Origin of the sequence: Microcystis sp. M31BS1, assembly GCF_020245285.1 — a bacterium.
In the GTDB taxonomy this organism is placed as follows: domain Bacteria; phylum Cyanobacteriota; class Cyanobacteriia; order Cyanobacteriales; family Microcystaceae; genus Microcystis; species Microcystis panniformis.
The window spans coordinates 1-10,743 of sequence record NZ_JADBVE010000320.1; the positions used below are offsets into that span (position 1 = coordinate 1).

The 10,743-nt window shown below is 49.8% G+C and carries 9 protein-coding genes and 2 pseudogenes; 9 read left to right on the forward strand and 2 right to left on the reverse strand.

Going from position 1 to position 10,743, the window contains the following annotated elements:
- Positions 1 to 953: 953 nt before the first annotated feature.
- Together IM509_RS18285 and IM509_RS18290 are read right to left on the reverse strand one after the other, a co-directional pair.
- A pseudogene (locus tag IM509_RS18285) lies at positions 954 to 1,022 on the reverse strand (thiol-disulfide oxidoreductase); the annotation flags it as partial.
- A gap of 9 nt (positions 1,023 to 1,031) precedes the next feature.
- Entirely contained in the window at positions 1,032 to 2,294 is a 1,263-nt protein-coding gene (locus IM509_RS18290; RefSeq protein WP_185237625.1) for a sulfonate ABC transporter substrate-binding protein, read from the reverse strand.
- A 336-nt stretch (positions 2,295 to 2,630) separates the two neighbouring features.
- Here IM509_RS18290 and IM509_RS18295 point away from each other — a divergent pair, with 336 nt between their 5' ends.
- The 9 genes and pseudogenes from IM509_RS18295 to IM509_RS18335 form a co-directional block, all read left to right on the forward strand.
- The gene (locus IM509_RS18295) at positions 2,631 to 3,305 is read left to right on the forward strand and encodes a cadmium resistance transporter (protein ID WP_052275283.1); all 675 of its coding nucleotides are present in this window, start codon (positions 2,631 to 2,633) and stop codon (positions 3,303 to 3,305) included.
- Positions 3,306 to 3,413: 108 nt separating this feature from the next.
- Complete coding sequence (locus IM509_RS18300; protein WP_072923868.1) at positions 3,414 to 4,487, forward strand: sulfate ABC transporter substrate-binding protein; 1,074 nt, start codon at positions 3,414 to 3,416, stop codon at positions 4,485 to 4,487.
- A gap of 20 nt (positions 4,488 to 4,507) precedes the next feature.
- Positions 4,508 to 5,506 (forward strand): PstS family phosphate ABC transporter substrate-binding protein, encoded by a 999-nt coding sequence (locus IM509_RS18305; RefSeq protein ID WP_072923870.1) that lies wholly within the window; start codon positions 4,508 to 4,510, stop codon positions 5,504 to 5,506.
- A 20-nt stretch (positions 5,507 to 5,526) separates the two neighbouring features.
- Positions 5,527 to 6,471: a phosphate ABC transporter permease subunit PstC gene (gene pstC / locus IM509_RS18310; protein ID WP_052275281.1), complete on the forward strand. Its 945-nt coding sequence runs from the start codon at positions 5,527 to 5,529 to the stop codon at positions 6,469 to 6,471.
- Positions 6,472 to 6,477: 6 nt separating this feature from the next.
- Positions 6,478 to 7,368 (forward strand): phosphate ABC transporter permease PstA, encoded by an 891-nt coding sequence (gene pstA, locus IM509_RS18315; RefSeq protein ID WP_002738206.1) that lies wholly within the window; start codon positions 6,478 to 6,480, stop codon positions 7,366 to 7,368.
- Between the two features lie 139 nt (positions 7,369 to 7,507).
- Positions 7,508 to 8,305, forward strand: a complete 798-nt coding sequence (pstB, locus tag IM509_RS18320; RefSeq protein ID WP_072923873.1) for a phosphate ABC transporter ATP-binding protein PstB — start codon at positions 7,508 to 7,510, stop codon at positions 8,303 to 8,305.
- 72 nt (positions 8,306 to 8,377) lie between these two features.
- Positions 8,378 to 9,469 carry a calcium/proton exchanger gene (gene cax, locus IM509_RS18325; RefSeq protein WP_185237626.1) on the forward strand — a complete coding sequence of 364 codons (1,092 nt, stop codon included), beginning with the start codon at positions 8,378 to 8,380 and terminating at the stop codon, positions 9,467 to 9,469.
- Positions 9,470 to 9,635: 166 nt separating this feature from the next.
- The gene (locus tag IM509_RS18330; protein ID WP_072927979.1) at positions 9,636 to 10,328 is read left to right on the forward strand and encodes a cadmium resistance transporter; all 693 of its coding nucleotides are present in this window, start codon (positions 9,636 to 9,638) and stop codon (positions 10,326 to 10,328) included.
- 275 nt (positions 10,329 to 10,603) lie between these two features.
- Positions 10,604 to 10,743, forward strand: a pseudogene (locus IM509_RS18335) (IS607 family transposase); the annotation flags it as partial.

Consider the following 10,743-nt stretch of genomic DNA (forward strand, 5'->3'; position numbering starts at 1 on the left):
ATACAGTGAGTTCTTTTCTTCTTCCGTGAATTCTAGGTTAATCATGTTTTTAATGAGTGCTTTGCTTCTAATTATGACTCTTAAACTATATTATTGTCCTTGAGTAAAAAATGCAAGTTGTAGCCGTGCAAAGTATATAATCAGTCATTTCCCCCAGTACATTTGTCTTGGTGGGGAGGTAGAGGGCATCAAGGTAAACTGGGACTAGAAGTGTGGTCATAACTGTAGTATGTAGGGATGAATGAAGCAGAAACCTAAATCGTCAGTTTTGGGAATTTTCGCTGTTCCACTGGGGAGAGGTTGGCAAATGCGCCCAACTCACTTGCAGCAGTTTTAAGATTCGTTTTTTTTCTTATTTTTTGAATGGTAAGGACTCTTGATTTCTTTGTCAACATTTGTGGTATTATTTTTCGTAAATTTTTCGTAATATTTTGTTATAGTTTCGTTATAACTTTTAGGATTATAGTCATTTCAATTAAGATTGAGAATATCAATCCCAGAGTTCATAAGGATTTTGTCGGTCTAGACTGTATCAGACTTAAGTAGGGTTTGCTGAAAAAGCTTTTCCTAGGGGCAGGGTGTGGGGTGTGGGGTGTGGGGTTTCATGCTTCAAACCAACCTACGTTCATCTTATATTTAATTCCACCCACCCACTTATCTGAAATGACTATAAGCGAACAGTGAATAGAGTAAAGTCAATGTTTACAGGAAGTTCTAAAAAGCCAAAATCTAATCAGTATTTGAGGATTTTCAGGATTCTCAATCCAAAATCTAAAATCCAAAAACAATTCAAGTTTGTCGATGCTTTAAATTCCGCTGCTAGATAAGGACAGGCGCTCATGCAAAAGGGAGAATAATAATGATAAGCTAAACGGCTTTTACTTCGGATCACCGATATAGACTCCAAAAGGGTTATAGCTATTGGATCATGCAGGTTAAGCGCCGTTTAGCTTAATATCCACTAGAAACCCGATCATCGGCCATTTGGTAGCGGCATAAATCCAACCGATGCCCAAAATATTACTGTCCGGTTAATAGGTCCAATTTTGTTTCGTCTGTAGGGTGTAGGTTCCGTCGCGCACATTGACCCGATGGGGGATCAGCTTCAGGTCTCGGAAGATATTAGCTTGGTGTTGTAGGGCCGTCAGAGAGCGATCATCGATCGGGATAATGGCACGTTCAGAGGCCCGTTGTTCGAGATTAGTCACGATCGCCGGATCGATCTCGTGGTGGGCTGCCAAGCGTCTCGTCGCCTCTAACTCCTGCTGTTTCGCCCAGGCACCCGCCTCGTTCACCTCTTCTAAAATCACCTTCAGTACATCGGGATAATCCCGCACCAATTCGGGAACCGCATAATAATAGGTCGGCACTTCTAGAGAGGCGTTTTCCCCGAAGATGCTCTCCAAATCGGCCAACGATCTTCCCGGATAGGTGCGCGTCTCCGTGGGCGAGTAGGGAACCCACACCACCCAAGCGTCGATCTCACCGCGACGGAAAAGCACCAGTGCTTCCGGTTGAGTCGCATACACCGGTTCGATATCGCTTAATTCTAGATTCACTCTCATCAGGGCGCGGATGAGGACATAATGGGCGCTCGAACCTCGATCGAAGGCGATTCTTTTGCCTTTTAAATCCGCCAAGGTCTGTATTGGCGAATCCTCAGGCACGAGAATCGCCTGACCTTTCGGGGCGGTATATTTTTCTTTAGCTACCCGGACGAAGACGTGTTCGGCCGCTTGCGAGAAAATACTCGCCGTACCGCCACCACCACAGAAGTCGATCATTCCGTTGCTCAAGGCCTCGATCAGCGAGGAAGCGGAAAGAAAACTCGTCCACGTTACCGTCACCCCCAAGGGTTTTAAGCGTCTTTCCAGAAAGGCCTGGGCGCGGAGAACTTCCAGATTGGTCATGCCCTCGGGATAGCCGATCTTGAGGGTTCCTAGCCGCCGGGCTTGTTTGGCCAGGGGAGTGATATCGGAGGGGGTCGAGCGCTTGAACCAGCGATCGATCAGGATACAGAAGAGAATTCCAGCGATAAATAATCCCACGGTTTCCAATAGCCGGGGAGTCGTATTCCGGGGGAATTTAAAGCTATCGACGAGGTTGAGAATCAGGTTATCGGATCGAGAATTTTGACCGACGGCGATCTCGCGTAGCGAGCGCTTTGCGTTCGTGTCGGAAAATCCAGCCAGGAGAAAGCTCCCGACCAGACTGGTCAAAAAAAGCAGCGCGGGAAGAACTCCCCGGCAATTTCGCCACGGTTTCCAGAGACACTTGATCGAACGGTGGAGCATGGGATTTCTCGCAGAAAACAAGATTTATCGTCGGGCAAGGAGACAAGAAGGAAGGGTTTCCCAACTCGATCGGGAGAGGTTCCATTAGTTTTAAGTGGGTGGGTGGAATTAAATATAAGATAAACGTAGGTTGGGTTGAAGCATGAAACCCAACGCCAGCATGGGTTACGCTACCGCTAACCCATCCTACAAATAATTGTGCCTCCCTACTTATCTACATACTATAGAAATCCACGACTCCTCGATTGTGTAACAAAGTACATTTATAAATGTATTGAAAATGATATAGTTTTAAAACAAAATTGCGCCCGCCTTTGAGAGATCGAGGTAATATGGATGGATTGGTTGATCGAAATCGTCAAAATCGCGGTGGCCACCGGCATAGCCACCACCTTCGACGACAATATTTATCTAACCGGCTTTTTTAGCGAGGTAAATCGTACCTTTCGCCCGGTTCACGTTGTCGTAGGCGAGCTAGTCGGGTTTACGGCCTTAGTATCGGTTAGCTTGCTGGGTTTTCTCCTCGGCCTAATCATCCCGCCGATTTATATCGGTCTTCTCGGAATCCTGCCGATCCTCATCGGTGTGAGAAATTTAGTGACTTTAAATCGCGATAACGAGAGGGAAAGCGCAGATCGCAAGGTGAATTTGCGAAGAAATGCCCAATTTCATGGGTTCGCCTCCCGCAGACTATCCCTCGGTCAAGTCCTCAGAGATCGCCAAACCTATAAAGTTTCCGCGGTCACGATATCCAATGGCGGCAATAATCTCGGTATCTATATTCCCCTATTCGCCAATAGTACCGTGGCGCAGTTAGCCGTAATCATCCCGATCTGCTATCTAATCGTCTGTACTTGGTTATTTCTCTCCTATCATCTAACCCGCCAACCGGGGATCGCAGTTGTCCTCAGCCGTTATGCCAGTAAGCTTTTCCCTTTTGTGCTGATGTGGTTGGGCCTACGGATTATTCTCGATAACGGTTCCTATCGCCTGTTGATTCCCATCGGGTAAATTAGGCCCCCGTAAAAATCGCCAATCTCCGGCTCCCACGGGAGTCAAAATTCAGGAAGAGAGAATAAAAATTAGTTGGTTTAGAGCAACCTTATCGAGAAAATCCCGATGAATGTATCACTGTTGCCAATTCGATCGCTGTTTCGTCCCTTTCGTTCCTTATCGGGGAGGAGCTTCCTTTCCTTCCTGTTAGTGGGACTGTTGGCAAGTCTCGCCCTCGCCTCCTGCGGGGGAATCGGCTCAAAACCGGAGGTGAAACTGAATCTCGTTTCCTTCTCGGTCACGAAAGCCGCCCACGACCAGATTATCCCGAAATTCGTCGAGAAATGGCGGAAAGAGCATAACCAAAAAGTCATTTTCCAGCGCAGTTACGGCGGTTCCCTGGCCCAGGCCGATGACGTGATTGCTGGGAAACAAGAGGCGGACGTGGTACATCTCGCCCTTCCCCTCGACGTGATGCGGATATCTCAAGCCGGCCTGATTAATCGCGGTTGGGAAGAGCGGGTTCCGAGAAGGGGAGTGGTGAGTCACTCGGTTGCGGCGATTGTCACGCGGGCGGGAAATCCGAAAAAGATTCAATCTTGGGCGGATCTGGCTAGAGAGGACGTTACAGTTCTATCCGCCGATCCGAAAACTTCCGGGATCGCTATTTGGCAGTTATTAGCCCTCTGGGGTTCGGTGACGCAAACGGGGGGCGAACCAGCACAGGCATTGGATTTTGTCCGCCAAGTCTATGAAAAGATTCCCACCCTAGCGAGGGACGCACGGGAAGCCAGCAATGCCTTTTTCCAAGAGGGAAAGGGGGATGTTTTAGTCACCTACGAAAACGAGGTAATTCTAGCGGCAAGAAATCAACCCGACATCAGTTACTTCGTCCCTTCGGTCAATATCTCGATCGATAATCCCGTGGCGGTGGTGGATAGAAATGTCGATAAACACGGCACGCGAGAGGTGGCCGAGGCCTTTGTGAATTTCCTCTATTCCGAGCCGGCACAACAGGAATTCGCCAAATTGGGCTATCGCTCGGTCAATCCCTTCGTGGCCAAGGATGAAGGATTACAATTCCCGCCGATCAAGACCCTTTTCAACGCCCAAGATCTCGGGGGTTGGACGTTGATCGAAAAGGAATTTCTGGCCAATAACGGCATCTTCGAGCAGATTAAAAACCAGTCGGCTTCCTAACATTTTTCCCGCTTTAATCTATGAAATTCTCTCATTATTTTTTCCTAATCTCCCTTCTGATGGCCAGTAATTTGATCGCCGGTTGCGGTCGCCCGGCCGACTCGGCCGAGAAAGAAGCACCAGTCTCGATCGACGGTGGTGCGGTGGGTTTCGCCCTCTCCCTCGCCGTTGCCGAAGAATATCAGAGAATCCATCCCGAAGCGCGGGTAAGCGTCGCCACCAGTGGAACCGGGGGCGGTTTTAGTAAGTTCTGCGCCGGAAATCTCGACATTGCCGGGGCATCGCGGGTGATCCGGAAAGAAGAGATCGAGAAATGTCGGGAAAACGGTGTGGAATTTCTGGAATTACCGATGGCGATCGACGGATTGGCGGTGATCGTCAATAAAAAAAATCAATTCGCCAAGTGTTTAACGATTAAAGAACTCGATAAAATGTGGAACACGAAAGCGGAGGGCAGGATTACCAGTTGGAAACAGATTAATCCCAAATTTCCCGACGAGAGATTATTACTTTTCGCCCCGCCTTCCGATACGGGAACCTTCGATTATTTCACCCAAGCGATTACGGGAAAACGGAGAAATAGCCGTACGGATTTCACCCCGAACCGCAATCAAAACGCGCTCGTGCAGGGGGTGATCGGCAATCCATCCGCGCTTGCCTATTTAGGCATCTCTTTCTATATGCAGAACCAAGATCGATTGAACTTGGTGGCGATCGAAAACAATGAAGGAAAATGCGTCAAACCGGTTCCCATCGATAACGTTCTCCGCAATATCTATAATCCCCTTTCCCGTCCCCTGTTTATCTACGTCAACAAGAATAATTTAAAAACGAATCCATCCCTGGAAAAATTCGTGCGCTTCTATTTAGAAAATTCCTGGAAATGGGTCGATGGCGTGGGTTACGTCGCTTTACCTGATGAGGCCTACGTCAAAACCCTGCGGAAATTCGAGCGCGGGGAAACGGGATCGAAATTTGGCAAAGCTAAACCGGGAGAACCGATCACGAACTTTATCTAAAAAAGGAATTTTGTTAAACCATGACCTTAACCCCGAGTTCTTTCGATAATTCTTTTTTCGCGGGAGATAATTCACTCCTCAAGCACCCCGGCGACGATATTCAAGAGAAGATAATCGCGGTCATTCTCTTCGCTTGCGCCTTCGTTTCCGTGGCGACGACGATCGGCATCGTGGCGATTATTTTTAGTGAAACCTGGGGATTTTTTCAAGAGGTATCTTTCGCCCAATTCTTTCTCGATACCCGTTGGACTCCACTGTTCGCCACCCCTCATTTCGGCATCTGGCCGCTGATTAACGGGACATTTTTAACCACGGCCATCGCTATGTCCGTCGCGGTTCCTTTAGGCCTATCTTCCGCGATCTACCTCGCCGAATACGCAAAACCGAACCTAGCGGCGATTTTACGCCCCGCGGTGGAACTTCTCGCCGGGATTCCTACGGTGGTGTACGGGTACTTCGCCCTACTCGTTGTCACGCCCACTTTGCGGAATCTTTTCCCCGTCGAGATTTTTAACGCCCTCAGCGCCGGGTTAATGATGGGGATCATGATCACTCCCACGGTGGGATCGATTAGTTTAGACGCGATCCGAGCGGTTCCCCGTTCCCTGCGCGAGGGTTCCTACGCGCTAGGAATTACCAAGCTGGAAACGATTTTTAAAGTGGTTCTCCCCGCCGCCCTCTCCGGGATCATGGCCTCGATTATTCTGGGAATGTCGCGGGCGGTGGGGGAAACGATGACGGTGTTGATCGCCGCCGGCTCGCAACCCCGGCTTACCCTCAATCCCTTCGAGTCGATCGCCACGATGACCGCTTTTATGGCCGAGATTTCCGGGGGAGATGCGCCCCGGGGCAGTCTCAGTTTTAAAACCCTCTACGCGGTCGGCGCGGTGCTTTTTCTGATCACGCTGGTGCTGAATCTAGCCAGTTACTGGATATCCCACCGTTTTAAAGAAAAATACGATTGATTTCCCATGGTTAAATCCTCTGTCAAATCCGATACCGTTGAATTTATCGACCATCTCGAACGCCGCGAGGCGATCGGCAAATTCTGCGAGTATCTTTTCCTCTTCGGTTTACTGATCGGTTTGTTCGTTCTGGCGCTGTTGGTGTTGAATATCGCCCACGATGGACTCGGACGACTCTTAACCCCCGGATTCCTCACGGAAACGCCTTCCCGTTTCCCGGAAAGGGGCGGTATCCGTCCGGCGATCATCGGTAGTTTCTATCTGGGAATTATCGTGCTTCTCGTGGCGGTCCCGATCGGGGTCGGGTCGGCTTTGTATCTAGAGGAATACGCCCCGAAAACTTGGTGGACGGCACTGATCGAGGTGAATATCGGCAATCTGGCCGGGGTTCCCTCGATCGTCTACGGCTTATTAGGATTAGCGGTTTTTAACTATCTGCTCAATTTTGGCCCGACGCTGATTTCCGGCGCGTTAACCCTTGCGCTTCTCTCGCTGCCGGTGATTATCGTCACGGCGCGGGAGGCGATCCGGGCGGTTCCCGATTCCCTACGCCAAGCCTCCTACGGTCTAGGCAGTACCAAATGGCAGACGATCCAACACCATGTTTTACCCTACGCGGTGCCGGGGATTCTCACGGGGGTGATTATCTCCGTGTCGCGGGCGATCGGGGACGCGGCTTCCTTAATGGTCGTCGGCGCGGTTAGTTTCCTCACTTTCGATCCTGGTTTATTCCAACGCTTTATGGCACTACCGATTCAAATTTTCAGCTATATCACCCGTCCCGAACCCGGTTTTGCCAATGCGGCGGCGGCCGCGATTATCGTTCTGATCCTGTTAATTCTCGCCCTCAACGCCATCGCCATCTATCTACGTCAACGTTATTCGACACTGAATTAGGGAAGGCAGCGGGCAAGGGGGTAGATACATAACCTTCCCTACTCCTGCACTCCCCACTTCTCCAGTACGGGAGGGTTTGCAAACCCTCCCCTCTAAAAAAACCATCGATCTTTAATAAACGATCAGGAGAATTTTTGCCATGACTACCCACCTTAACCCAGATCACAGTGTTTTCGACGCAGAAGGAGTCAAAGTTTTTTATAACGGGTTTCTCGCTCTTCTGGACGTTCATATTAAAATTCCCGCACGAAAAATCATCGCCTTTATCGGGCCGTCCGGTTGCGGGAAAAGTACCCTCTTGCGCTGCTTTAACCGAATGAACGATCTGATCCCCGGCGCCAAGGTGGAGGGAAAATTACTCTACCGAAATCAGAATATTTACGATTCGCAGGTCAACGCAGTCAAGTTACGGCGACAGGTGGGCATGGTTTTCCAACGTCCGAACCCTTTTCCCAAGAGCATTTACGAGAATATCGCCTACGCACCCCGAACCAACGGTTATCAGGGAAATCTTGAGGAATTGGTCGAGTATTCCCTGCGGCAGGCGGCGATCTGGGAGGAAGTAAAGGACAAACTGAAAGAAAAAGGAACGGCACTATCGGGGGGACAACAACAGCGTCTCTGTATCGCCCGTGCGATCGCTATGAAGCCAGATGTTTTATTGATGGATGAACCCTGTTCGGCCCTCGATCCCATCTCTACCCGTCAGGTGGAGGAATTGTGCCTACAACTGAAGGAAAGTTACACGATCGTCACCGTCACCCACAATATGCAGCAGGCATCGCGGATCGCCGACTGGACGGCGTTTTTTAACACCGAAACCGATCGGTCCGGGAAACGCCGGGGGAAATTAGTCGAATTCAGCCCCACGGAAGTTATGTTCGGTAATCCGCAAACCGACGAGGCCCGCGAGTATATTAGCGGGCGATTCGGGTAATCGAAACAGAAAAAAACTCGATAGTCTGTTTTTCAAAACCGTGCGCGGTTTTATGCCGAGACACCCATTGCTATGAATAGAAAGGACTGGATTTTCGCTATTTTGTTGGTTTTTGTCCCGATCTCGATCGCCTGGAATTTCCTGCGTTGGGACGTGACGATCGTTTTCCTGAGTGCCTGTCTAGCGATTGTTCCCCTGGCCGCTTACATGGGAAAAGCGACCGAGGAAATCGCCGTCGTGGTCGGTCCCAATCTCGGCGGTTTATTGAACGCCACCTTCGGCAACGCTACCGAATTAATTCTCGCCTACGCCGCCCTCGAAGAAGGTTTGATCGAGGTGGTGAAAGCGACGATTACTGGTTCAATTATCGGGAATCTGCTGCTGGTAACGGGCTTGTCGATGTTTTTCGGCGGCTTACGCTATAAAGAACAGAAATTCCAGCCCGTGACCGCCCGTTTAAATTCCTCGTCGATGAATCTCGCCGTGGCAGCGATCCTCCTACCCACGACCGTTCAATACACCTCCGCCGCAATCGAGGAGAGCGTCCTACAGCGTCTCTCGGTAACGGTGGCGGCGGTATTAATTTTTGTGTATTGCCTGAGTCTGCTGTTTTCGATGAAGACCCATACCTATCTTTACGAGGTGGGGGACGCAGATCTCGATCAAGAGTCGGGGGAAGCGGTAAGCGTAAAAAAGCCGAATCTCTGGCTCTGGGTGGGGATATTACTGCTCGTGACGCTCGGTGTGGCGGTCGAATCGGAATTGTTAGTTAATACCCTAGAGGAAGCCACGCATAAATTAGGATTAACGACCCTTTTCACGGGGGTGATCCTGCTGCCAATTATCGGCAACGCGGCCGAACACGCCACCGCGGTTAGGGTCGCCTTAAAAGACAAAATGGATCTGGCGGTTTCCGTGACGGTGGGTTCGAGTCTGCAAATCGCACTTTTTGTCGCGCCGGTTCTCGTAATCGCGGGTTATTTCCTCGGTCAGCCGATGGCTCTCGATTTTGATCCGTTTGAATTGGTCGCCGTCGCCGTCGCGGTGTGGCTGACTAACTCGATCAGTAACGACGGTCGCTCGAACTGGCTAGAGGGTATATTACTCGTCGCGACCTACGCGGTGATCGCCCTCGCTTTCTTTTTCCATCCCGCAGCGGCCTAGGGCGATCGGTCGTGCGAAATACAGTTTCTCGATCGGGATAGGTAGTAAAATTCTCCCGTTCCAGAACCTTTGAAGGAAAAGCCGAACGCCGAATATTTCGGTTTCCCCTGTCACGGTGAAGGTATAAAGAACGGACGAACCCGACGGCCATCTTAAGGAAAAAACCATGATCGAGATTGTGATCGCGATATCCACTGGTGTAGCGGCATTCGTCGCCACCAACCTCGACGATATATTGATCCTGACGATTCTCTTCAGCCAAACGGGGAAACTCTTCCGTCGTCGCGATATCGTCATCGGTCAGTATATCGGCTTTATTCTGCTGGTTATTGCCAGTTTAGCGGGTTTTTTCGGGTGTTTTCTCATCCCTACTCAATGGATTCGCTATCTAGGCCTCGTTCCTGTGATTCTCGGCATCTTTTCCCTTCTCAAAGAAGAGGAGAAGGAGGAAGAGCCGGAGAATGTCGAAGTCAACCTAGAGGGTGCGAAACATTCCCCCTTCGGTCGTTGGTTTGACCCGCGCACCTATAGCGTGGCTGCGTTGACCGTCGCCAACGGCAGCGATAATATCGGCATTTACGTTCCCCTTTTCGCCAGTAGTAGCGTAACAAGTCTGATCGTTATCGTCAGCGTGTTTTTGATTCTGGTGGGGGTTTGGTGTGCGTTCGCCTACGGGTTGACCAGCGTGCCGACCATCGCCACTATTCTAACCAGTCAGGGAAGTACCTTCGTTCCCTGTGTGCTGATCGGTCTGGGTATTTTTATCGTCAAAGAAAGTATTTCCCTCGCGTTTTTGGCCTTAGCAATTAGCTATCTCTGGGCGATCGTCGGTCGCAGTAAGGAACTGGCAAAAAAATAAAGTACCATTTATTTTCAAGGCAGAATCATCACATCCCAAGAGGGTAATTAGGGCTTGCTGAATAATGGTAAAACCCTTTTAAAATAAGGCTTTTGACCTGTTAAAATCCGATGTTAGTGCAAGAAAATAGGATTGGGACGTTCAAAAACCTGGCATTATCCTTCTTGTAGTACACGCTTGGTACAAAAAACAAGGGCAACAAAGCCCGAAACGACCGGCTCCTGACGACCGGCTACTGACTCCTACCCCCAGGAAAAACTTTTTCAGCAGACCCTAATTATCTGAAAGTTCTTTTAACTCAAACAAATAGAGATCTAGAGGTCGTTAATCTAGCAGAAGAAAGAAAAGACGATTTAAGGCAAGACTTCGTGAGCATAATTACCTCATTTTGCGCTCGATTATACTCATTAAGACG

Coding starts and splice junctions, on each gene's coding strand:
- IM509_RS18290 (WP_185237625.1), bottom strand. CDS start 2,294: ATGCTCCACCGTTCGATCAAGTGTCTCTGGAAACCGTGGCGAAATTGC.
- IM509_RS18295 (WP_052275283.1), top strand. CDS start 2,631: ATGGATTGGTTGATCGAAATCGTCAAAATCGCGGTGGCCACCGGCATA.
- IM509_RS18300 (WP_072923868.1), top strand. CDS start 3,414: ATGAATGTATCACTGTTGCCAATTCGATCGCTGTTTCGTCCCTTTCGT.
- IM509_RS18305 (WP_072923870.1), top strand. CDS start 4,508: ATGAAATTCTCTCATTATTTTTTCCTAATCTCCCTTCTGATGGCCAGT.
- pstC (WP_052275281.1), top strand. CDS start 5,527: ATGACCTTAACCCCGAGTTCTTTCGATAATTCTTTTTTCGCGGGAGAT.
- pstA (WP_002738206.1), top strand. CDS start 6,478: ATGGTTAAATCCTCTGTCAAATCCGATACCGTTGAATTTATCGACCAT.
- pstB (WP_072923873.1), top strand. CDS start 7,508: ATGACTACCCACCTTAACCCAGATCACAGTGTTTTCGACGCAGAAGGA.
- cax (WP_185237626.1), top strand. CDS start 8,378: ATGAATAGAAAGGACTGGATTTTCGCTATTTTGTTGGTTTTTGTCCCG.
- IM509_RS18330 (WP_072927979.1), top strand. CDS start 9,636: ATGATCGAGATTGTGATCGCGATATCCACTGGTGTAGCGGCATTCGTC.